Below are 22,033 nucleotides of genomic sequence, written 5' to 3'. Positions count from 1 at the left end.
GATGGTCGCGATCCGCCGTCCGGCCTGCGCGCGCGATCAGGGTTGCGGTGCGCGCGATCGGGTCATTTGTTGATAGTGATTATCATCTAGGCGGTATCAGCGCGATTGCGGTAATCGCTTGGCGCGACGCCGTGATGGCGGCGGAACACCTTGGCGAAATGGCTGGCGTTGGAGTAACCCACCTCCAGCGCCGCATCCACCACCCGTTCGCCACGTTGCAGGCGCTCGGCGGCCAGCTCCATGCGCATGTCCTGGAGCAGGGCGTAGGCGCCCTTGCCGTAGACCTGGCGGAAACCCTGCTTGAGCTTGCGCACATTGAGGCCGACTGCATCGGCCAGTGCTTCCAGGGTCCAGGGTTCGGCAGGGCGGGCCTTGAGCAGGGCGCAGGCTTCCTCGATCCGTGCCCGATCGCGCGCGCCGACGTTGGCCTGGGCGGCGCCGCTGTGCAGGTAGCCGACCATCTCGCCGAGCATTTCGAAGGCCTTGCCCCGCAGGAAGATTTCCCGCGCCACGCCTTGCAGCGGGCAATCGAGCATGGCCAGGCCGACCTTGCGCAGCACCGACGGCGCCGGAAACTGCACCAGGCGCGCATGGCCGTCGGCGGAGATGCGGCGTTCCCACAGGCCGGCGTGGTCGAGCAGTTGCTGGTCCAGGCCGATGCGGCTGAGCACTTGCGGGGCGAAGCTGATATTGACGCCGCGCACGCGGGTGTTGGCGGCCAGCAGGCCTTCGCCGTGGATCGCCACGGTGCCGTGGTACAGGCAGCAGGTATCGGGGCTCAGGAGCATGAACGGGGTATCGGCGAACTGCCGCCAGCCACCGCCCTCGGCGTAGTAGGCGATGGACAGCGACGGGGCGCTGTCGGCCTGGATCCGGCAGTCGGCGCTGGGCAGCAGGTCGAGCACGCGGATGTCCAGCTCCTCGTCGGCGAGGTTGGCGAAGGTGGGGGAGAGCGGCTGGTCGGCGACGTAATGGTTGATCGACATGGCGAGGCCCGCAGGGTGAACGATGGCGGATGATAACACTTATCATTAGCGACCGATCACGCGCGTCCGCTCCTGATCGCGCGCGCAGTGGCGACCCTGTCCCGGCAAGCTGGCGCCACCGTTGATGAGGGGACACAGAGTGACTGCGAAGATTTTGATTCAAGGTGCCGGTATCGCCGGCCTTGCCGCGGCCTGGTGGCTCAAGCGGCGCGGCTTCGCGCCGGTGCTGGTGGAGCGCGCGCCGGACCTGCGTTGCGATGGTTTCGTGCTCAGCCTGGGCGGCAGCGGCCACGACATTGCCGGGCGCATGGGGATTCTCGAAGGCTTGATGGCCAAGGGCGTGGAACTGGGGCGCACGCAGTTTCGCGACAGCCAGGGCCGTGACGTGTTGCTGATCGACCATCGCAAGCATCTGCGCCAGACCAACCTGTTGCCGGTGTGCCGGGACGATCTGGTCAACGCCCTGCATCGGGCGTTGAACGACGAGGTGCCGATCCGTTTCGGCCTCCAGGTCGAGGCGCTGGAACAGGACGGGCAGGGTGTCGACGTGCGCTTCGACGATGGCACGTGCGAGCGCTTCGACTTCGTGGTGGCGGCGGACGGCTGTTTTTCCAGCCTGCGCCAGCGCTACATCGCCAGTGACGAGGCCTGCCTGCGCTCCCTTGGCTATAGCGCCGCGGCCTTCACCCTGGAAGGTGCCCAGGCACGCGGGGGCGAGCGTCACGTGTCGTTTTCCGAACCGGGTTATACCGTCGAGCTGTACGGCATGCGCGAGGACCTGCTGGCGGCCTTGTTCGTCTGGCAGGACCGCGAAGGGCTGCGGGTGCCGAGGTCGCAGCGGGCCGCGCGGCTGCGGCAGGTATTTGCCCATGCCCATGGCGATATCCAGCGGGCACTGGCGGCGCAGCCGGACGGGTTCTATCTGGATCACCTGATGCAGGTGCATTTGCCGAGCTGGCACACGGGGCGGCTGGTCTTGCTCGGGGATGCCGCGCACTGCCTGACCCTGGCCTCCGGGCGCGGCGCGAGCATGGCGATCACCGGGGCCTGGCTGTTGGCCGAGGAGCTGGCGCGCAGTTGCGACGTGGCGGCTTTGCAGCGCTATGAAGCACGGCTGCGGCCGGATATCGAGGTGTTGCAGGCGCTGGCGCCGAAGATGGCGGGCTGGTACGTGCCGTTGACCCGGCGTAGCTGGCACCTGCGCAACCTGTTCATGCGCTGGACGCCGGACTGGCTGACCGGGTGGATGCTGCGGCGGACCTTCACCCGGGTGGACCAGGGGGCGTTGAGCGAGGCGGTGCGGCAGTCAAGTGAAGCACGAACCCTGTGAGCATCCGCCGCGCCCCCTGTGGGAGCTGCGGTTCGGCGCTCCGACTTGCCAGCGATGAGGGCCTGAAGAGCACAGGAAATGTCAGCTGGTTTCCGGGTTGTCTGGACTGGCCAATCGCTGGCAAGCCAGCTCCCACAGGGTCAGCATTCAGCCTGGGTCTTGAAGAGTGCCAGGGACGCAGCAGGTTCCTGTCGCACGCGGACCGATAGCGTTCCATTGGAGCGATTTCGCTACACAGCCCCATACCCCCTGTTTCCGTCGGGTTTGTAGGAATTATCCCGCAAACCCTGGAGCGACATCGTTACGCCTGATCCCATCCAAACCGCTCAAGACCGCACCTTCCAGCCCTGGCACAAGCCTTGCTGACTCCCCCTTGCCTGACGTTATAAAAACAATTCAACTTGCAAGGTCAAACCATGAAAAACCAATCCCTTGGTCACCGTCCGCCAGGACAGCAAGAGCACGAACTCCAGCGCAACCTCTCCAACCGCCACATCCAGCTCATCGCCATCGGCGGCGCCATTGGCACCGGGCTGTTCATGGGTTCGGGCAAGACCATCAGCCTCGCCGGCCCGTCGATCATCTTCGTCTACATGATCATCGGCTTCATGCTGTTCTTCGTCATGCGGGCGATGGGCGAGCTGCTGCTGTCGAACCTCAACTACAAATCCTTCATCGATTTCTCCGCCGACCTGCTCGGTCCCTGGGCCGGCTACTTCACCGGCTGGACCTACTGGTTCTGCTGGATCGTCACCGGCATTGCCGATGTCATCGCCATCTCCGCCTACTCGCAATTCTGGTTCCCCGACATCCCGCAATGGGCTCCGGCCATCGCCTGTGTCGGCGTGCTGCTGTCGCTGAACCTGCTGACGGTGAAGATGTTCGGCGAGCTGGAGTTCTGGTTCGCCATGATCAAGATCGTCGCCATCTGCGCGCTGGTCTGCACCGGCCTGTACATGGTGGTCGCCGCCTGGCAATCGCCGGCCGGGCAGGTCGCCAGCCTGGGCAACCTGTGGAATGACGACGGCATGTTCCCCCATGGCGTGATGGGCTTCTTCGCCGGCTTCCAGATCGCCGTGTTCGCCTTCGTCGGCATCGAACTGGTCGGCACCACCGCAGCCGAAACCCGCAACCCCGAACGCAACCTGCCGCGGGCGATCAACTCGATCCCGGTGCGCATCATCGTCTTCTACGTGCTGGCGCTGATAGCGATCATGGCGGTGACGCCATGGCGCGACGTGGTCCCGGGCAAGAGCCCCTTCGTCGAGCTGTTCGTCCTCGCCGGGCTGCCGGCCGCCGCTGCGATCATCAACTTCGTGGTGCTGACGTCCGCTGCCTCGTCGGCCAACAGCGGCGTGTTCTCCACCAGCCGCATGCTCTACGGCCTGGCCCTGGAAGGCGATGCGCCGGGGGCGTTCCGCAACCTGTCGAGCCGCGCGGTGCCGTCCAACGGCCTGATCTTCTCCTGCACGTGCCTGCTGGCCGGGGCGATGGTGATCTACCTGGTGCCGAACCTGATGGAAGCCTTCACCCTGATCACCACGGTATCGGCGCTGCTGTTCATGTTCGTCTGGACCCTGATCCTGCTGTCGTACCTGGCCTACCGGCGCCAGCGCGCTCACCTGCACCAGGCTTCGAAATACAAGATGCCCGGCGGCGTGCCGATGGTCTGGGCCTGCCTGGCGTTCTTCGTCTTTCTCATCGTGCTCCTGGCCCTTGAGCAGGACACCCGTCAGGCGCTGATCGTCACGCCGCTGTGGTTCGCCGTGCTCGGCTTGTCCTGGCGCTCGATCCGGCAGAAACGGGCGCAGGCGGCGTCGATGTCCTTCGAAGCGGACTGAGGCCGGCCACCGTACAACACCAGGGGAACGACGCGCGGCGGTCGTTCCCCTGTCGTCATTTGCACAGCAGGGAAAACCGCGATGCGCATCCACGTCACCTTCATCGACCGCGTCGGCATCACCCAGGAAATCCTGGCCTTGCTCGGCGCGCGCAACCTCAACCTGGACGCGGTGGAGATGATTCCGCCCAATGTCTATATCGACGCACCGGCGCTGTCCCGGGCGGTGCTGGACGAGCTCCATGCCGCCTTGCTGCGCCTGGCCGGGGTACAGGCGGTGGAGCTGGTGGACTTCCTCCCGGGCCAGCGCCGCCACCTGCAACTGGAGGCGCTGCTGGCGGCAATGAGTGACCCGGTGCTGGCGGTGGATCCGGCCGGCTATGTGCTGCTGGCCAACCCCACCCTGGTCGGCCTGTGCGGTCGTGAGCCGGCGGGGGAACGCCTGTCCGCGCTGTTCGAGGCGCCGGACCTGGTACGCACGCTGATCGACAAGGGCTTTCGCCTGCCCATGTGCGAGGTGGACTTCCAGGGCCAGGCGCTGCTGCTGGAGGCAACGCCCATCAGCGATGGCGCCGATGCCCTGGTGGGTGGCCTGCTGACCTTGTACCCGCCCAGCCGCATCGGCGAACGCCTGGCCTCGCTGCTGCACGACCAGGGTGAAGGCCTGGGTTCCTTGCTCGGCGAGTCGGCGCCGCTCAAGGAGCTCAAGACGCGCCTGCACAAGGTCGCCAGCCTCGACGCGCCGGTGCTGATCCAGGGGGAAACCGGCACCGGCAAGGAGCTGGTGGCCCGTGCCTGCCATGCCCTCAGCGCGCGCCGCGATGCCTCGTTCCTTGCCCTCAACTGCGCGGCGCTGCCGGAGAGCCTGGCCGAGAGCGAACTGTTCGGCTATTCCGCCGGTGCCTTCACCGGCGCCCAGCGTGGCGGCAAGCCGGGGCTGCTGGAGCTGGCCGATGGCGGCACGGTGTTCCTCGATGAAGTGGGGGAGATGTCGCCCTACCTGCAGGCCAAGCTGCTGCGTTTCCTCAATGACGGCAGTTTCCGCCGGGTGGGCGGTGCCGGCGAGGTGCGCGTCGATGTGCGGGTGGTCTGTGCGACTCACCGGGATCTGGAAAACATGGTGCTGGAGGGCAGTTTCCGCGAGGACCTGTACTACCGCCTCAACGTCCTCAACCTGCGGGTGCCGCCGCTGCGTGAGCGGGGGCGCGACATTCTCCTGCTGGCCGAGCACTTCCTCGCCCAGGCCTGCGCCCAGATCCGCCGCGCGCCCTGTCGCCTGGCCCTGGCCACCCAGCCGCTGCTGCTGGGCAACCGCTGGGCGGGCAATGTGCGGCAGTTGCAGAACGTGATCTTCAGGGCGGCGGCGATCAGCGAGGGCGAGGTGATCGATTGCGGCGACCTGGAGCTGGCGGGCACCGCGTTGAACGGCCAGCAGGGCGAGGCGGCGGAGGTCACCAGCCTGGAGGCGGCGGTGGGGGATTTCGAGAAGGCGCTGCTGGAGAAGTTCTATGCGGCCTATCCCTCGACCCGGCAACTGGCGGTGCGCCTGCGCACGTCGCATACGGCCATCGGGCAGCGGTTGCGCAAGTACGGGATTGCCAGCCGGTCCTAGCCCAAGCGATGGTCGACGCGGGTAGGAGCTGCGTTAGCTGCGAAGGACCGCGCCGCATAGGGAGTTTGCCCATCCTGGGCCGGTTCGAAACCGCTCCACTGGAGTGAATCCACTCCAACAAGGCGCAAGCCCGCGTGGCAGAGGCCTTCCCCGGCCAGCGCCGAAAGGGCGGAGCGATTCCGCTCCGGCCGTACGCTCGAAAACACCCGCGAAATAGTCCCAAGTCCTTGAATTAAAAGGGCTAACACAAGTTGGCACCACCCTTGCTCCAGCTCTTCCCAGTCCCACCACGGGGCCTTCACAACAAGAGGAAGATCCATGAGCACGTTGCGTTTTACTCCCGAACACGAATGGCTGCGCCTGGAAGGCAACGGCGAACTCACCGTCGGCATCACCGAGTTCGCCCAGCAGGCCCTGGGCGACGTGGTCTTCGTGCAGTTGCCCGACCTAGGGCGTTTCGGCGAGGGCGCTGAAGTCGCGGTGCTGGAGTCGGTCAAGGCCGCCAGCAACATCGGCATGCCGCTGGACGGCGAGGTGGTGGCGGTCAACCAGGCCCTGGCCGACGACCCCGAGCTGGTCAATGCCTCGCCGTTGCAGGACGGCTGGTTCTTCCGCATCAAGGCCGACGACGCCACGCAGTTCGACGGGCTGATGGACCAGGACGGCTACGACCGCTACCTGGCCGACAACGCCTGAGCCGGAGGCCGCATGAGCATCTCGATTGCGCTGACCACGGACAACGAATTCATCCCCCGGCATATCGGCCCGCGCCCGTCCGATATCGAGGCCATGCTGGCGCTGACCGGGCACGCCTCCCTCGATGCCCTCAGCGATAGCGTGGTACCCGCCACCATCCAGGGCAGCAGCGTGCTGGAACTCAGCGCGGGGCAGGGCGAAACCGAGGCCCTGGCCGCGATCAAGGCCATCGCCGCGAACAACCAGTTGCTGCGCAACCATATCGGCCAGGGCTACTACCCGTGCCATACCCCGGCGCCGATCTTGCGCAACCTCCTGGAAAACCCGGCCTGGTACACCGCCTACACCCCCTACCAGCCGGAGATTTCCCAAGGCCGCCTGGAAGCGTTGCTGAATTTCCAGACCCTGATCAGCGACCTCACCGGCATGGACATCGCCAACGCGTCCTTGCTCGACGAAGCCACCGCCGCCGCCGAAGCCATGACCTTCTGCAAGCGCCTGGCGAAGAACAAGGCCGCCGCCTTCTTTGTCTCCCGCGATTGCCATCCGCAAACCCTGGAGGTGGTGCAGACCCGCGCCGAGCCGCTGGGCATCGAGGTGGTGATCGGCGACGAGGCGGCGCTGGACAGCCTCGACGGCTACTTCGGCCTGCTCCTGCAATACCCGGCGAGCAGCGGTGCCATCGTCGACCACCGTGCCCTGGTGCAACGGGCCCATGCCGCCGGCGCCCTGGTGGCGGTGGCAGCCGACCTGCTGGCCCTGACCCTGCTGACCCCGCCCGGCGAGTTCGACGCCGACGTGGTGCTCGGCAGCGCCCAGCGCTTCGGCGTACCGCTGGGCTATGGCGGGCCGCATGCGGCGTACTTCGCCACTCGCGATGCCTTCAAGCGCGACATGCCGGGGCGCCTGGTCGGGCGGTCCATCGACCGCTTCGGCAAGCCGGCGCTGCGCCTGGCCATGCAGACCCGCGAGCAGCATATCCGTCGCGAGAAGGCCACCAGCAACATCTGCACGGCGCAGGTGCTGCTGGCCAACATCGCCAGCATGTACGCGGTCTACCACGGGCCGCGCGGGCTGCAGGACATCGCCCGGCGCGTGCACCGGCTGACGGCGATCCTGGTCAAGGGCCTGCGGCAGCTGGGTCATCGGGTGGAGCAGCAGTACTTCTTCGACAGTGTCAGCGTGCTGAGCGCGCGGCCTGTGGCCGAGGTCGTGGCCGCCAGCCAGGCTGCCCGGCTCAACCTGCGCCTGATCGACGCGGCGCGACTCGGCGTGTCCCTGGACGAGACCTGCGAGCAGGCCAGCGTCGAGGCACTGTGGCAGGTGTTCGCCGCGCCGGACCAGGCCCTGCCGGAATTCGCCGCACTGGCACTGGATGTCGAGGATGGCCTGCCCACCGCGCTGTTGCGGGAAAGCAGGTTCCTGCAGCACGAGGTGTTCAACCGCTATCACTCGGAAACCGAGCTGATGCGTTACCTGCGTCGTCTGGCCGACAAGGACCTGGCCCTGGACCGCAGCATGATCCCGCTGGGCTCCTGCACCATGAAACTCAACGCCGCCAGCGAGATGATCCCGGTCACCTGGCCGGAGTTCGCCGGGCTGCACCCGTTCGCCCCGGCAGAACAGGCCCGGGGCTACCGGCAACTGACCGACGAACTGGAAGCCATGCTCTGCGCCGCCACCGGCTATGACGCCGTGTCGCTGCAACCCAACGCCGGCTCCCAGGGCGAATACGCCGGCCTGCTGGCGATCCGCGCGTGGCACGCCAGTCGTGGCGAAGGCGGGCGCGATGTGTGCCTGATCCCGTCGTCGGCCCATGGCACCAACCCGGCCACGGCGCAGATGGCCGGATTGCGGGTGGTGGTGGTCGCCTGCGACGCCCGCGGCAACGTCGATGTCGCCGACCTGCAGGCCAAGGCCGAACAGCACCGCGAGCGCCTGGCCGCGCTGATGATCACCTACCCCTCGACCCATGGCGTGTTCGAGGACGGCATCACGCGGATCTGCGAGATCGTCCACGAGCACGGCGGCCAGGTGTACATCGATGGCGCCAACATGAACGCCATGGTCGGCCTGTGCGCGCCGGGCAGGTTCGGCGGCGATGTCTCGCACCTGAACCTGCACAAGACCTTCTGCATCCCCCATGGCGGTGGCGGTCCGGGTGTCGGTCCCATTGGCGTCAAGGCGCACCTGGCGCCGTTCCTGCCGGGACGCGGCAAAAGCGGTGCGGTGAGCGCGGCGCCTTATGGCAGCGCAAGCATCCTGCCGATCACCTGGATGTACATCCGCATGATGGGCGGGGCAGGGCTCAAGCGCGCCTCGCAGCTGGCGATTCTCAGCGCCAACTACGTGGCCCGGCGCCTGGAGGAGCATTACCCGGTGCTCTACACCGGCGAGAACGGGCTGGTGGCCCATGAATGCATCCTTGACCTGCGCCCGCTCAAGGACAGCAGCGGGATCGGTGTCGAGGACGTCGCCAAGCGCCTGATCGACTACGGCTTCCACGCCCCGACCATGTCGTTCCCGGTGGCCGGGACCTTGATGGTGGAGCCGACCGAGAGCGAGTCGAAGGAAGAACTGGACCGCTTCTGCGAGGCGATGATCGCCATCCGCGAGGAGATCCGCGCGGTGGAGAACGGTGGCCTCGACAAGCAGGACAACCCGCTGCGGAATGCGCCGCATACGGCGGCCGAGCTGGCCGCTGAATGGACCCATGCCTATGGCCGCGAGCTGGCGGTGTATCCGCTGCAAAGCCTGCGCGAAAACAAGTACTGGCCGCCGGTGGGGCGCGTGGACAACGTCTACGGCGACCGCAACCTGGCCTGTGCCTGCCCGCCGCTGGCGAGCTATCAGGACGCCTGAACGCCTAGTGTGGTGTTTTGCAAATACGGCCAATAAGTCGCGAGTGATTTTTGCGCTCAGGCAAGGCGGCGCGACGAGTCGTAGCCCAGCTACGGCGAGGAGCGACAACGCAGCATGAGCGCAAAAAGCGCCGCGAGTTATGGTCGTTATTTGTGAAACACCACACTAGCTACTTAACCCGAACAAGAAGGAAGACCCCATGTTCCACAAAAGCCTCACGCTCTCCGACTTCGACCCTGCGCTGTTCGACGCCATCCGCCGCGAAGCGCAACGCCAGGAAGACCATATCGAGCTGATCGCCTCGGAAAACTACACCAGCCCGCAGGTCATGCAGGCCCAGGGCACCGAGCTGACCAACAAGTACGCCGAAGGCTACCTGGGCAAGCGCTACTACGGCGGCTGCGAGCACGTCGACGTGGTCGAGCAACTGGCCATCGACCGTGCCCGGCAGCTGTTCGGTGCCGGCTACGCCAACGTCCAGCCGCACTCAGGTTCCCAGGCCAACGCAGCGGTTTACCTGGCCTTGCTGCAGGCCGGCGACACCCTTCTCGGCATGAGCCTGGCCCACGGCGGCCACCTGACCCACGGCGCCAAGGTGTCGTCTTCGGGCAAGCTGTACAACGCCGTGCAATATGGCATCGACGCCAACGGCCTGGTCGACTACGACGAAGTCGAGCGCCTGGCCGTCGAGCACCAGCCGAAGATGATCGTCGCCGGCTTCTCCGCCTATTCGCGGACCCTGGACTTCCCGCGGTTCCGCCAGATCGCCGACAAGGTCGGTGCCTACCTGTTCGTCGACATGGCCCACGTTGCCGGCCTGGTCGCCGCCGGGTTGTACCCCAATCCGCTGCCTTACGCCGACGTGGTCACCACCACCACCCACAAGACCCTGCGCGGCCCTCGGGGCGGCCTGATCCTGACCAAGGGCGAGCCGGAGCTGGACAAGAAGCTCAACGCGGCGGTGTTCCCTGGCGGCCAGGGCGGTCCGTTGATGCATGTGATCGCGGCCAAGGCGGTGTGCTTCAAGGAAGCCCTCGACCCTGGCTTCAAGGACTACCAGGCCCAGGTGATCAAGAACGCCCAGGCCATGGCGCAGATCTTCATCCAGCGCGGCTATGACGTGGTCTCCGGCGGCACCGACAACCACCTGTTCCTGGTCAGCCTGATCCGCCAGGGCATCACCGGCAAGGATGCCGACGCCGCCCTGGGCCGTGCCCATATCACGGTGAACAAGAACGCCGTGCCCAACGACCCGCAGTCGCCGTTCGTGACCTCGGGCCTGCGCATCGGCACCCCGGCGGTGACCACCCGTGGCTTCCAGGAGCCGGAATGCCGTGCCCTGGCGACCTGGGTCTGCGACATCCTCGACCACCTCGGCGATGCCGATATCGAAGCCCATGTGGCCAGGCAGGTGGCGGGGCTGTGCGCGATGTTCCCGGTCTATCCGGCCTGATCCGTCGAGACGGCCGGCAGTGCGCCGGCCGTCGTTCCTAGCGAATCCTGGAGTCACCCATGTCAACCGAAACACTGCACAAGACACCGCTGCACACCCTGCACCTGGAGCTGGGCGCGCGCATGGTGCCGTTCGCCGGCTACGAGATGCCGGTCCAGTACCCGCTGGGCGTGATGAAGGAACACCTGCACACCCGCGAGCAGGCCGGCCTGTTCGACGTCTCGCACATGGGCCAGATCCGCCTGCGCGGCGCCGACGCCGGCCGGGCGCTGGAGCGCCTGGTGCCGGTGGACATCGTCGACCTGCCGGTGGGCATGCAGCGCTACGCACTCTTCACCAACGACGATGGCGGCATCCTCGACGACCTGATGGTCGCCCGGCTGGCCGACGACGAGCTGTTCCTGGTGGTCAACGCCGCCTGCAAGGCGCAGGACCTGCGCCATCTGCAGCAGCACCTGGAGGGCGTCTGCGAGGTGGAGCCGCTGTTCGACAGCCGTGCCTTGCTTGCCCTGCAGGGGCCGGCGGCGGCGCGGGTACTGGCGCGCCTGGCGCCCGAAGTGACGGGCATGACCTTCATGCAGTTCGCGCCGCTGCGTTTGCTCGGCGTCGATTGCTATGTCAGCCGCTCGGGCTATACCGGCGAGGACGGCTACGAAATCTCCGTGCCGGTCGAGGCGGCGCTGATGCTCGCCCGCTCGCTGCTGGCCGAACCCGAGGTCGAGGCCATCGGCCTGGGTGCCCGCGACTCGCTGCGCCTGGAAGCTGGCCTGTGTCTCTACGGCCACGATATGGAAACCCGCACCACGCCGATCGAGGCCAGCCTGGCCTGGGCCATTTCCAAGGTACGGCGTGCCGACGGCGAGCGCGCCGGCGGCTTCCCCGGTGCCGAGCGGGTGTTTGCCCAGCAGCGCGACGGCGTGGCCAGCAAGCGCGTCGGCCTGCTGCCGAAGGAGCGGGTGCCGGTGCGCGAGGGCAGCGTGATCGTCAATGCCCGCGACGAAGTGATCGGCCGTGTCACCAGCGGCGGTTTCGGTCCGAGCCTGGGCGCGCCGCTGGCCATGGGCTATGTGCAGAGCGAGCAGGCGGCGCTGGACAGCGAGGTGTTCGCCCAGGTGCGCGGCAAGCGGGTGCCGATGCAGGTGGTGCGGACGCCGTTCGTGGCGCAGCGTTACTACCGTGGCTGAGGGCATGGTGGTGCAGACGGGGTTGAAGCTGCGCGGTGCGGACAAGGTGGCACGGATCCCGGTGAAGATCCTGCCCACCGAGGACGTGCCGCGCAAACCGGACTGGATCCGCGTGGAGATCGCCGCCTCGCCCGAGGTGGCGCGGATCAAGGCGTTGCTGCGCAAGCACAAGCTGCACAGCGTCTGCGAGGAAGCCTCGTGCCCGAACCTGGGGGAGTGTTTCTCCGGGGGCACGGCGACCTTCATGATCATGGGCGATATCTGCACCCGGCGTTGCCCGTTCTGCGACGTCGGGCATGGCCGGCCCAGGCCGCTGGATGTCGACGAGCCGCACAACCTGGCCACCGCGATCGCCGATCTGCGCCTGAAGTACGTGGTGATCACCTCGGTGGACCGCGACGACCTGCGGGATGGCGGGGCGGGGCACTTTGCCGAGTGCATCCGCCAGATACGCGCGCGCTGTCCGGGGATCCAGCTGGAGACGCTGGTGCCGGATTATCGTGGGCGGATGGAGGTTGCCCTGGCGATCACCGCCGAGGCGCCGCCGGATGTGTTCAACCACAACCTGGAAACCGTGCCGAGGCTCTACAAGGCAGCGCGGCCGGGGTCGGACTTCGAGTGGTCGCTGGATCTGCTGGAGCGCTTCAAGCAACGGGTGCCGGGCGTGCCGACCAAGTCAGGGTTGATGCTGGGGCTGGGGGAGACGGACGCGGAGGTGATCGAGGTGATGGCGCGGATGCGCGAGCATGGGGTGGACATGCTGACCCTGGGGCAGTATCTGCAACCGTCGCGCAGTCATTTGCCGGTGCAGCGGTTCGTGCATCCGGAGGTGTTTGCCTGGTTTGCCGAGGAGGGCGCGCGGATGGGCTTCAGGCATGTGGCTTCGGGGCCGTTGGTGCGTTCTTCGTATCATGCGGACGAGCAGGTGCGGGAGGTCAGGAGCAGGTCCTGAAAACCGCGGCGATGGCCCGATCGCAGCGATCGGGCCATCAGCAGCAAACCAGGTCAGAGCGTCGCCTTCACCTGCAACCCCAGCACCAGGGCATTGTCGATGTCGGTGCCGGAGAACGCCCCCGGTTCCATGATGTATTGCACATCCGGCCGCAGCACCAGCCACGGCGTGGCCTGGTAGCCATAGCTCAGCTCCACCAGGCGCTCTGCGTTGCCCAGGCTCGGGAAGTCGTCGCCATTGGCCAGCGCGGTGTTTTCCTGGACCTCGCGGCTGCGCGGGTTGGGCACGGCGCGGCCGAAGCCAAGGGCGACGGTGTCGGCCGGGCGGCTGGCGAACGGCTGCTTGAGCACCACCCCGGCGCTGTACCACTTGCTGAACGGCGACGCTGCGGAGCTTGCCGCCGCAGCCTGGCCGAACACATGCAGGCGCTGGCCCGGCAGGTCGCTGGCCTGCCACACGGCCTGGTCCAGCAGCAGGTAATGACCGCCACGGCCGGCGACTTCCTCGTTGCTGCCGATGCGCCTGGCATCGGAGCTGTCGTAGTACCAGCCGACCTTGTATTCACCCGGCAGGCCGTCGAGCTTCTTGTACACCAGCTCCACCGGCACCACAGTGCCGGTCTTGTGCTTGGGCGCGACATGCCAGGCGCGGCTGGAGTTGCCGTTGCTCTCGGGGTCGACGGCAAAGGCCGCCACGCGCAGTTGCCAGGCCGGGTCGAAGCTGTACTTCAGCCGCACGCCAAGCCGCGCATTGGGGTAGTTGGTCCAGCCGCTGCCGCCGGACATGTTCAGCGGATGCCCGCAGAAGCCGGCGTTCATGAAGTTGCACAGGATGCCGCTGTCGAGGCCGCCGAGGTCGTTGCCCATGGCCATGTAGCCGAGCTTGACGTCCAGCGCAGGGGTGAACAGCGTGCGCTCGTAGCTGAGTTCGGTGAGGCGGGTGTACAGGCCGCCGTAGTTTTCCTGCAGCGGCAGGCGGTTGCCCACCAGGTCGGCGGAGCCGTCGTTGCCGCGACGGTCGTTGATGGTCAGCTGGACCACGCCGGCGTTCTCGCTGTGCAGCAGTTTCTCCAGGTCGAAGCGCACGCCGAGCTTGAGGTTCTGCGAATAGCGCGCCGAGCGCTTGAGGCCGCCGTGGGCGTTGTAGACGGTTTCGCCACTGTAGTCGCCGGTGAAGCGGATGCCATCGGCATCGAGCTGGTGACGCAGGCCGCCCCAGTCGCCGCTCAGGGTCGAGTCGTCGAAGCTGGCGGCGCAGGCGAAAGCAGGCAGCAGGCAGGTGCCGAACAGCACTGCCGGAAGGTAACGCGGGGAAACGGACATTCGAGGCATTCCAGGGTAAAGCGAGCGCCCGCCGCGAGGGCGGGCGCTGGAGGGGTTCAAGGCAGGGCGTAGGCGATCACGTAGTCACCGCGATCAGTGGACTGGCGGGCACCGCCGGCGGTAATGACGACGTACTGCTTGCCGGTCTTCGGCGACACGTAGGTCATCGGGCCGCCCTGGCTGCCGACGGGCAGGCGGGCTTTCCAGATTTCCTGGCCATTGCCGCTGTCGAACGCGCGCAGGTAGAAGTCCTGGGTCCCGGCGATGAACACCAGGCCACCCTGGGTCGACAGGGTGCCGCCAAGGGTCGGCAGGCCGATCGGCAGCGGCAGGTGCATGCGGATGCCCAGGGGACCGGTGTCTTCCACGGTACCCACCGGTACCTGCCAGGCGATCTGCTTGGTCTTCATGTCGATGGCGGTCAGGGTGCCGTACGGCGGCGCCTGGCACGGAATGCCGGCCACCGACAGGAAGCGGTTCTTGTTCACCGCATACGGCGTGCCCTTGAGCGGCACCGCGCCCATGCCGGTGTTCAGCGCTTCGCCACCACCGGCGGCCTGGCCCTTGTTCGCCGACGGGATCATCTGGATCCACAGGCCCAGGCGCATGTCGTTGACGAAGATGAAGCCATGCACCGGGTCGGTGGACAGGCTGCCCCAGTTCATCCCGCCGAGGGAGCCCGGGAAGCTCAGCGACAGGTCGGTGCCCGGCGCGGTGTACAGGCCGTCGTAGCGCATCTTCTTGAAGTCGATGCGGCACAGCAGCTGGTCATACGGGGTGGCGCCCCACATGTCCGACTCGGTCAGGGTCTGCGCGCCGATCTGCGGCATGCCCACGGACTTCGGCTGGGTCGGCGAGTATTGCTCGTTGGGGATGCCGGCGGCCTTGACCGGGACTTCCTCGACCTTGGTCAGCGGCTGCCCGGTGGCACGGTCCAGGACGAAGATCTGCCCGGCCTTGGTGCCGATCACCAGGGCGGGGACGCTGCTGCCGTCATCCTTGGTGAAGTCGATCAGGCTCGGCTGCATCGGCAGGTCGAAGTCCCAGAGGTCGTTGTGCACGGTCTGGTAGACCCACTTCTCGGCGCCGGTGCTGGCGTCGACGGCGAGCACCGAGGCGCCGTACTTGTGGTTCAGCGCGGTGCGCTCGGCACCGTAGATGTCGGTGGACGAGCTGCCCATCGGCAGGAACACGGTGTTCATCGCCGGGTCGTAGGACATCGGCGCCCAGCTGTTCGGCGTGCTGCGCACGTAGCTGCTGCCGTCGGCTGGCGCCTGCTTGTCTGCCGGGTTGCCCGGGTCGAAGGCCCAGCGCATGGCGCCGGTGATGACATCGAAGCCGCGGATCACGCCGCCGGGCATGTCGGTCTGCACGTTGTCGGCGACACGGCCGCCGACCACCACGGTGGTGCCGGCCATCAGCGGGGCCGAGGACAGCTGGTAGTAGGAGTCCGGCACTTCACCGAGGCCGGCTTTCAGGTCGACCTGGCCGTTGTTGCCGAAGCCCTGGCAGAACTCGCCGGTGTCGGCGTCCACCGCGATCAGGCGGGCGTCGATGGTGTTGGTCAGCAGGCGACGCTGGCAGTTGGCGCCGGCCGGTACGCTGGCGGCGATCACCGCCGAGCTGTTCGGCTGGCTTGGCTGCACCACCGGCTGGGTGGCATCGAAGTAGGCCATGCCCCGGCAACGCTGCCAGACCTTGGACTGGGCGTTGATCGGGTTCTTCCACAGCTCCTTGCCGCTGTCGGCGTCCAGCGCGATGAGGTTGTTGTGCGGGGTGCAGATGAACACCTTGTTGCCGATCTGCAGCGGGGTCAGCTGGTCTTCCGCGCCGTTGCCGTCGCTGAGGGCGACGTCGCCGGTGTGGTAGGTCCAGGCCACCTGCAGCTTGTTCACCGTGTCACGGTTGATCTGGTCCAGCGCGGCGAAGCGGCTGCCGCCCTCGGTGTTGCCGTAGTGGGCCCAGTCTTTCTGGGCGTTGGCCGGGTCGACCTTGGTCAGGCCCGGGCCCTTGCCGGTGGCCGGCACGCTCGGGTGAGGCAGGAACATGTTGACCACCGTCACGGCCGCGGCGATTGCCAGCACCCCGGCAACGCCGTAGGCACCGCGACCGGCGCTGGCGCCAGCGGCGCGCTTGAGCGTCGGGTAGACCAATGCCACCACCACGCCGATCACGCTGAACATGAACAGCCGCGAGAACATCGGCCAGAAGCTGCGGTCGGTGTCGGCCAGGGCCCACACCGCGGTGCCGACCAGGAACACCGCGTAGAGCCAGGCGCCGGCCGGCTTGCGCAGGGCGATCAGGATGCCGGCGAGGGCCATGGCCACGCCGCCGACCAGGAAGTACCAACTGCCGCCGAGGCTGGTCAGGCGCACGCCGCCTGCGGCCAGGGCCAGGCCGAGCAGGGCGACGATCATGCCCAGCCCGATCAGGATGAGTTTGCTTAGGCCAGAGGCCTGAGGTTGAGGGGTCATGCCGGGTATCTCGCTGTGTGAATGCGGAGGCGATTATACGCTTAGCTAGCTAATTAACCAGATAGTTCAAAGGTCGAATGTTGAAAAACCGACGTGGGTTGTCGGGATTTTTCTGGTTTGAGCGTAGCTGGTGAACCGGCGTCCGCCCTTTGGCGATGGAGCCGCGGGCGGCCTTGTGTGGGGGAGAGGCCAAGGACAGTACGCGTGGGACTGTCAGGTTTCTATGTGCGGGCCGGTAGCGGCCCGCTGTCAGGCAGGCTATCAGGACGCAGGGGAAGATCTGTTTACCTCGAGGACTTCTCCGCCCACAGCCTTCGCCATCATCGCGGCCCGCACCGAACCCGGTTGACTGGAGCTGTCACCAGAGAGATTCAGGTTTTTCAGCTGCGCGGCGTATTGGTCGGTAAAGGCTACCGCGCCAGACTTGTAGATTGTCGCCACCAACTGATCGCCCTTCATGACCACGTTGAGCGCATTGTGGGGCGCGTTATCGCTTTCAAGGCGACCTATGCCTCGTTCCACTGCTTCCGCTTTACGCAGCGCTTCGGTCGCGGCCTTCAGGTCATGGGCAAAGCTGGCGTTCGGTTTGACCGGCGCAAGATTCAAGTCTGCAATGCTGCGTGGCGTGCTCGCCAAGGGAATGCCTTTGGAAATATCCATTTCATGAATCTCCTTCCGTTTTAAAAAATCGCTCGACTACATTTCGTACCAGTCTGCTCGACTCATTTCCCATATTTCCTTGCGCATCGGACCGGAAACGAACCGCCCCTCCTGCGTCCCCACCAAACGCATCCCCTCACGCAGTGAAACCTTGCGCGAAGCTTCGTTCTCGACCGCCTTCGGGACCTGCATCACCGATCGCCCCAGGGTTTCGAACCAGAACCCATTGACCACCTCGCACGCCTCGCGGATATAGCCTTGGCCCTGCCATCGTGGCGCCAGCCAGAACCCGCGGTTGTTGCCCGGTTCGTCGTACAGACAGATGCTGCCGATCCGCTGCGCAGGTTCGGCGGCGAGACGGATCATCCAGTGCCATTCACGCCCCGCAGCGATCGCCGGGAGGGCGATATCGCGGACATAGGTCAGCGCGCCTTCGTCCGGGTAGGGCCAGGGCACACGGCTATCGAGATAACGGACGACGTCCCAGTGGGGGAACAGCTGCTGGATGGCAGGGGCATCTTCGAGCTGGAGCGGGGTGAGTAGCAGACGGGCTGTCTTGAGGATGGGCGTGCTTTCCATGGCGCGGGATCCTTTGCATTGACGGTCCGTAGTGTCGCAATGCCATGGGCCAATGTCGAGGGGCCGCTTGGACGGCCCGGTTTGATGGGCGGTGAGGTCAGGATTCTGTGCCTCCCAAAGAAGCGGACCGACACCTGTCGCTACCAAACGAAGGGTGGCGCCTGTACGTGGGTTGGTAGACCGGTCGGAGAACCCGGCGCGCACGAAGGCGCCCCGCGCACAGCCGCCAAACCACAGCGACCGGCGAAGGTTAGGTGCCCGTTTCCAGGAGTGCAACGGCTGAACAGGCGGAAAAGTATGTTTGGGAAATTGCCTGCATGAAAGTTGGATCTCGCAGAGGTGCTGTAGATGAAGGCAGTGGATTTTTTCAGGGATTCGGAGGGCAGTGATTGGGTTATTCGTTCGTCGCGGTAGGAACCAAGCTTTCGCTACTGTCATTCGTGATCCTGGCGTAACCGAGGCACAGAGATCCTGGGCTATGCTCGTGCCAGTGTTTTCCCACAAGGCTGTCGTCCGATGTCCGAAATGATCCTCAAGATCACGTTGGCGCCGCTGCTGCTGATGCAGGGTCGGTACGTCCGCTGGAAAACGCCGATGCTGCCTGAAGCTCAAGGTGATCGTCAGGGGTGTGAGGGCCATGGCAGGCAGCTGCGTCTGCTTGTTATCGGTGACTCCGCCGCCGCCGGTGTCGGCGTTGCCCATCAGCGTGATGCGCTGACGGGGCAGTTGGTGTCTCGCTTGCGAGGCACCTGTCAGGTCCATTGGCGACTCATCGCCAGGACGGGTATCGGCACGCTGGAGGCGTTACGTCTGTTGGAAGATACGGCGGAGGAATCCTTTGACGTCGCCGTGGTATCGCTTGGGGTGAACGATGTCACTGGCGGTATGCGTGTCGCTGACTGGGTCAACGCTCAAACGCGACTGATCGATCTGCTGAAAGACCGGTTCGCTACCGGCAGGATCATTCTTTGCCCGGTTCCCCCGATGCATGCCTTCCCGGCGTTGCCACAACCGCTGCGCTGGTTCCTTGGGCGTCGAGCAATGCTGTTCAATGCCCGTCTGGCGGAGCTCATTGCGCAGCGTGGTGATGCAAGGGTGGTGTTGCAGCAGCAACTCGCAATGGCGGGGGGGATGGGAGAACTGATGGCCGAAGATGGTTTTCACCCAGGGCCGGCAATCTATTCGAGATGGGCTGAGGAAATTGCCTGTAATGGGCTGCTCGGCAGTGGTGAAACTGCCGAGCAATCTGCCGATCAGGCAACAGGTTGAAGAAGGCTGTTTGTCCTCCTATCAGCGGTTCTGGGGACCTCTTATCTGCTCGGCCAACGCGGCCAGTTCACGGTCATCTGCCCGCTCGTAGTCGTGGGACGAAACGTACCCTTCATATTTGCTGAAGTACTTGTTCATATCCGAGTTGATCTTTTTGAACGAGGAGCTATCGCCCGTCCCATGCATTGGGAAGAGCTTTGCATGCAAATGATCAACGCCATAGCCTTCGAAAACCATCGCCGTCCTGGCGACGCCATCCAGCGCCGCATCCAGCCGAAGCGCCACTTGCTTGGCCGCCTTGGTGAGCCGGCACAACACCTCATCGTCGACTGAAAAGGCGTAACTCGGATGATGTTGCTTGGGAATGACAACGCTGAAGCCCGGGGTATTGGGGAAGATGGACAAGAAGGCCAGGTGCTCGGAATCTTCCCAGATGATATGCACCGGTGCCTTGCCAGCGACGATATCGCAGAATATGCAGCCCATCATGCCTCCAGACTCGGGTTTCTGAAGAGGTAGTACCTTGGTGGGATGTAGCTGAGCAGCGACATAGAAAACCTATCCTTGGTTGATACGAACGATTGTTGTTCGCGACGAGCATTTAAGCCGGTCTTTCGAGAGTTTCCAATGGGTCTTCGTACGTTCCAGCAGTAGTGTGTGAAGTGGGCGCCGCTCGCGCGTCGCTGGCGACTCAAGCAGGCTGGTTCCGTATGAAGGGGATACGGTTTCTGGCGTCCCCGATGTCCTCGATTATCTTTTTGATGGCCGATAAGGACTCGGTGAATGAGGAATCGGACGCAATTTTCACTCTGCGGGCGCGGCTTGCACCGTGTTTCTCGAACTGCGGATTGAACGAGCTCAGAAGTCTCCGTAGGTGCTCGGCTTCGAAATCATCGTTCGCCAATTCGGCGTTCCACATCAACGTCAGGTCGTATTTTGAGGTGGAAGACTCGGCGTATTTCAATGTCAGGTAAACCGGCCAGTCGTCCCCCAGGAACGCCTCGCAACTGGAAGGGAATAGGTACAAGCGGGTGCGCTTGCTTGAAATGTGTTCGCTCCGGATGCCCAGCTTGTGCATGAGTTCGGACTTCACTGATGCCATCCCCTTGGTCGCCCTTAGCAGTGCGATGGCGCTTTTGTTCTGCAGGGCGAACAGCAGGGCTGGGTCGTCTGTACGGCTAGACAGCCAGTCTTTTTCAATCCGACCCAAGTTGGTATCGATCAGCTGCGTGATCGTCTCGGGATAAGTGTGGTGCAACTCAGCGCAGAGTCGCATGCATACAGCGTTTTCCGGATCTTCCCAGTCGGTTTGCCGATTGGCGTAGGCAACCACCATTCGTGCAGCAGCGTTGCCTCTTTCTACATGACGTAAGGCGCGCTGTGCCGAGGCCTTGAGCCACCCATAACCCATGTGCAACCAGTAGCTGGATGCGGGGGCTGCTTCGGCAAAGTCCCCTGCCGACTCCCGATCAAGCGCAATATAAACTTGGGCGTATTCCTTCAGCCGGGGATTGTTGGCCACCACCTCGTTGAGATGGTTGCGGTAGCGCTCGAGTTGTTCTTCTGTGTGGGAGAGACCAGCCTTGTTCTCAACAGCCAGGATGAACTTGTTCTGGGAGTCGATCACGAACAGGTCGACGCGATCACTCGCTTTCATGCCAAGCTCGCGGGCGGTGAAGGCTGAGCCGAATCCAGTCGTGCGTATTTTCGAAGGTGTCCAGGTCTTGAAGAAGCGCGAGGTACTGCTTCTGCCATCTAGACCACTTTCACCAGAATTGGCTAGGACGGACGCTTGGACCAAGAGATCCTTCAGTATCTCCTCGCCTTGGCCATGCCCCTCGCGGGGATCGAACATCCAGGCCAGGATATCCGAGTGCTGGTTTTCCGATAGACGAATTACATCCAGCAATTCATCTCCGGTTCTTTGTATGTCGCAGAGCTTGGCCAAGCGTGGGTCGGTGATCAGGTTTTCTAGCGTGCTATCTGGCGTGTCAATCATTTTTTTGACTCGAACTGATGAGTGTCAATTTAAGGCCAATGATGCATTTCATAATGCGGCGCCGCTGACGGACGACTTCCCAATGGGGAAACAGCTGCTGGATGGCAGGGGCATCTTCGAGCTGGAGCAGTGTGAGCAACAGGCGGGCTGTCTTGAGGGTGGGCTTGCTTTCCATGGCGCGGGATCCTTTGCATCGACGGTCCGTAGTGTCGCAATGCCATGATCCAATGTCGAGGGGCCGCGTGGGCGGCCCGGTTTAATGGGCGGAGAGGTCAGGTTTCGTTGTTCTTCTTCAACAATGATTCAATTACCGCAAGCGCTATCTCCAGCGAATGCTGGGTCGCCCAGGCCAGGCCCTGTATGGACTTCGTTCCTGTTTCGCAGACCTGGAAGTTGGTTTCGTAGGCTGACATCAGAGACGACGTGACATGCACCAGAGCGTCTTCCAGGCTCAAGCCCTCGCAGACGGTAAAGAGTGGTGCGTGGGTGCCGTTGCAGGAGCCGAAGTGGGTGTGGGCGGTAGTGAGGATTGCTGCAGGCGGGTCGGGAACGATCTTCTTCATGGTGTACCTCTCTGGAGAAATGAGGGCCGACACCTTTCGCTACCAAACGAGGGTGGCGGCTGTACGTGGGTTGGTAGACCGGTCTCCAGAAACCCGGCGCGCTCGAAAGCGCCCCGCGCACAGCCGCCATGACACAGCACAGCCGAACAAGACGGCTGAAAGTGATGGACGATTGCACACCGGAGGAGACTGAGGGCTACCAAACCCTGCCGCCAAACCACAGCGGCCGGCGAAGACTAGGTGCCCGTTTCC

General features: G+C 64.8%; 17 protein-coding genes and 1 pseudogene. 9 read left to right on the top strand and 9 right to left on the bottom strand.

From position 1 onward, the window contains the following. Positions 1-86: 86 nt before the first annotated feature. Positions 87-986: a helix-turn-helix transcriptional regulator gene (locus tag V0R59_RS24870; RefSeq protein WP_330077286.1), complete on the bottom strand. Its 900-nt coding sequence runs from the start codon at positions 984-986 to the stop codon at positions 87-89. Positions 987-1,125: 139 nt separating this feature from the next. Here V0R59_RS24870 and V0R59_RS24865 point away from each other — a divergent pair, with 139 nt between their 5' ends. From V0R59_RS24865 to lipA, 8 genes are all read left to right on the top strand, one after another. Next, positions 1,126-2,316 carry an FAD-dependent monooxygenase gene (locus V0R59_RS24865; protein WP_330077287.1) on the top strand — a complete coding sequence of 397 codons (1,191 nt, stop codon included), beginning with the start codon at positions 1,126-1,128 and terminating at the stop codon, positions 2,314-2,316. A 416-nt stretch (positions 2,317-2,732) separates the two neighbouring features. Beyond that, complete coding sequence (gene cycA / locus V0R59_RS24860) at positions 2,733-4,157, top strand: D-serine/D-alanine/glycine transporter (RefSeq protein ID WP_330077288.1); 1,425 nt, start codon at positions 2,733-2,735, stop codon at positions 4,155-4,157. 81 nt (positions 4,158-4,238) lie between these two features. Beyond that, entirely contained in the window at positions 4,239-5,768 is a 1,530-nt protein-coding gene (locus V0R59_RS24855) for a sigma-54-dependent transcriptional regulator (protein WP_330077289.1), read from the top strand. Between the two features lie 318 nt (positions 5,769-6,086). Further along, on the top strand, positions 6,087-6,464 hold the full coding sequence (gene gcvH / locus V0R59_RS24850; RefSeq protein ID WP_330077290.1) for a glycine cleavage system protein GcvH: 378 nt from the start codon (positions 6,087-6,089) through the stop codon (positions 6,462-6,464). A gap of 12 nt (positions 6,465-6,476) precedes the next feature. After that, positions 6,477-9,326, top strand: coding sequence for an aminomethyl-transferring glycine dehydrogenase (gene gcvP / locus V0R59_RS24845; protein ID WP_330077291.1), 2,850 nt, complete (start codon positions 6,477-6,479; stop codon positions 9,324-9,326). A gap of 199 nt (positions 9,327-9,525) precedes the next feature. Continuing rightward, complete coding sequence (gene glyA / locus V0R59_RS24840) at positions 9,526-10,779, top strand: serine hydroxymethyltransferase (RefSeq protein WP_330077292.1); 1,254 nt, start codon at positions 9,526-9,528, stop codon at positions 10,777-10,779. A 59-nt stretch (positions 10,780-10,838) separates the two neighbouring features. Beyond that, positions 10,839-11,963 carry a glycine cleavage system aminomethyltransferase GcvT gene (gene gcvT, locus V0R59_RS24835; RefSeq protein WP_330077293.1) on the top strand — a complete coding sequence of 375 codons (1,125 nt, stop codon included), beginning with the start codon at positions 10,839-10,841 and terminating at the stop codon, positions 11,961-11,963. Positions 11,964-11,967: 4 nt separating this feature from the next. Next, on the top strand, positions 11,968-12,915 hold the full coding sequence (lipA, locus tag V0R59_RS24830) for a lipoyl synthase (RefSeq protein WP_330077317.1): 948 nt from the start codon (positions 11,968-11,970) through the stop codon (positions 12,913-12,915). Positions 12,916-12,968: 53 nt separating this feature from the next. Here lipA and V0R59_RS24825 read toward each other — a convergent pair whose 3' ends face one another. The 4 genes from V0R59_RS24825 to V0R59_RS24810 all read right to left on the bottom strand — a co-directional run bounded on the left by V0R59_RS24825 (position 12,969) and on the right by V0R59_RS24810 (position 17,950). Next, the gene (locus V0R59_RS24825; protein WP_330077294.1) at positions 12,969-14,237 is read right to left on the bottom strand and encodes a carbohydrate porin; all 1,269 of its coding nucleotides are present in this window, start codon (positions 14,235-14,237) and stop codon (positions 12,969-12,971) included. Between the two features lie 56 nt (positions 14,238-14,293). Then, positions 14,294-16,711: a glucose/quinate/shikimate family membrane-bound PQQ-dependent dehydrogenase gene (locus V0R59_RS24820; protein ID WP_330077295.1), complete on the bottom strand. Its 2,418-nt coding sequence runs from the start codon at positions 16,709-16,711 to the stop codon at positions 14,294-14,296. A 261-nt stretch (positions 16,712-16,972) separates the two neighbouring features. Beyond that, entirely contained in the window at positions 16,973-17,371 is a 399-nt protein-coding gene (locus V0R59_RS24815) for a hypothetical protein (protein WP_330077296.1), read from the bottom strand. Positions 17,372-17,407: 36 nt separating this feature from the next. After that, positions 17,408-17,950, bottom strand: coding sequence for a GNAT family N-acetyltransferase (locus V0R59_RS24810; protein ID WP_330077297.1), 543 nt, complete (start codon positions 17,948-17,950; stop codon positions 17,408-17,410). A 516-nt stretch (positions 17,951-18,466) separates the two neighbouring features. Between V0R59_RS24810 and V0R59_RS24805 the strand changes: the two genes are divergently transcribed. Further along, positions 18,467-19,219, top strand: a complete 753-nt coding sequence (locus tag V0R59_RS24805; RefSeq protein ID WP_330077298.1) for an SGNH/GDSL hydrolase family protein — start codon at positions 18,467-18,469, stop codon at positions 19,217-19,219. Between the two features lie 21 nt (positions 19,220-19,240). Here the strand turns inward: V0R59_RS24805 and V0R59_RS24800 are convergent, their stop codons facing one another. The 4 genes and pseudogenes from V0R59_RS24800 to V0R59_RS24785 all read right to left on the bottom strand — a co-directional run bounded on the left by V0R59_RS24800 (position 19,241) and on the right by V0R59_RS24785 (position 21,781). Then, the gene (locus V0R59_RS24800; RefSeq protein ID WP_330077299.1) at positions 19,241-19,705 is read right to left on the bottom strand and encodes an HIT family protein; all 465 of its coding nucleotides are present in this window, start codon (positions 19,703-19,705) and stop codon (positions 19,241-19,243) included. A gap of 205 nt (positions 19,706-19,910) precedes the next feature. After that, the gene (locus V0R59_RS24795; RefSeq protein ID WP_330077300.1) at positions 19,911-21,218 is read right to left on the bottom strand and encodes a PDDEXK-like family protein; all 1,308 of its coding nucleotides are present in this window, start codon (positions 21,216-21,218) and stop codon (positions 19,911-19,913) included. A 67-nt stretch (positions 21,219-21,285) separates the two neighbouring features. Next, positions 21,286-21,393: pseudogene (locus V0R59_RS24790) on the bottom strand (GNAT family N-acetyltransferase); the annotation flags it as partial. 97 nt (positions 21,394-21,490) lie between these two features. Further along, a complete protein-coding gene (locus V0R59_RS24785) occupies positions 21,491-21,781 on the bottom strand; it encodes a hypothetical protein (protein ID WP_330077301.1) in 291 nt (96 codons plus the stop codon). Positions 21,782-22,033 lie beyond the last annotated feature (252 nt).

Source organism: Pseudomonas ulcerans, assembly GCF_036324125.1.
Lineage (GTDB): Bacteria > Pseudomonadota > Gammaproteobacteria > Pseudomonadales > Pseudomonadaceae > Aquipseudomonas > Aquipseudomonas ulcerans.
This window is presented reverse-complemented; position numbering and strand designations above follow the sequence as displayed.

Coding starts and splice junctions, on each gene's coding strand:
- V0R59_RS24870 (WP_330077286.1), bottom strand. CDS start 986: ATGTCGATCAACCATTACGTCGCCGACCAGCCGCTCTCCCCCACCTTC.
- cycA (WP_330077288.1), top strand. CDS start 2,733: ATGAAAAACCAATCCCTTGGTCACCGTCCGCCAGGACAGCAAGAGCAC.
- V0R59_RS24855 (WP_330077289.1), top strand. CDS start 4,239: ATGCGCATCCACGTCACCTTCATCGACCGCGTCGGCATCACCCAGGAA.
- gcvH (WP_330077290.1), top strand. CDS start 6,087: ATGAGCACGTTGCGTTTTACTCCCGAACACGAATGGCTGCGCCTGGAA.
- gcvP (WP_330077291.1), top strand. CDS start 6,477: ATGAGCATCTCGATTGCGCTGACCACGGACAACGAATTCATCCCCCGG.
- glyA (WP_330077292.1), top strand. CDS start 9,526: ATGTTCCACAAAAGCCTCACGCTCTCCGACTTCGACCCTGCGCTGTTC.
- gcvT (WP_330077293.1), top strand. CDS start 10,839: ATGTCAACCGAAACACTGCACAAGACACCGCTGCACACCCTGCACCTG.
- lipA (WP_330077317.1), top strand. CDS start 11,968: ATGGTGGTGCAGACGGGGTTGAAGCTGCGCGGTGCGGACAAGGTGGCA.
- V0R59_RS24825 (WP_330077294.1), bottom strand. CDS start 14,237: ATGTCCGTTTCCCCGCGTTACCTTCCGGCAGTGCTGTTCGGCACCTGC.
- V0R59_RS24820 (WP_330077295.1), bottom strand. CDS start 16,711: ATGACCCCTCAACCTCAGGCCTCTGGCCTAAGCAAACTCATCCTGATC.
- V0R59_RS24815 (WP_330077296.1), bottom strand. CDS start 17,371: ATGGATATTTCCAAAGGCATTCCCTTGGCGAGCACGCCACGCAGCATT.
- V0R59_RS24810 (WP_330077297.1), bottom strand. CDS start 17,950: ATGGAAAGCACGCCCATCCTCAAGACAGCCCGTCTGCTACTCACCCCG.
- V0R59_RS24805 (WP_330077298.1), top strand. CDS start 18,467: ATGTCCGAAATGATCCTCAAGATCACGTTGGCGCCGCTGCTGCTGATG.
- V0R59_RS24800 (WP_330077299.1), bottom strand. CDS start 19,705: ATGGGCTGCATATTCTGCGATATCGTCGCTGGCAAGGCACCGGTGCAT.
- V0R59_RS24795 (WP_330077300.1), bottom strand. CDS start 21,218: ATGATTGACACGCCAGATAGCACGCTAGAAAACCTGATCACCGACCCA.
- V0R59_RS24785 (WP_330077301.1), bottom strand. CDS start 21,781: ATGAAGAAGATCGTTCCCGACCCGCCTGCAGCAATCCTCACTACCGCC.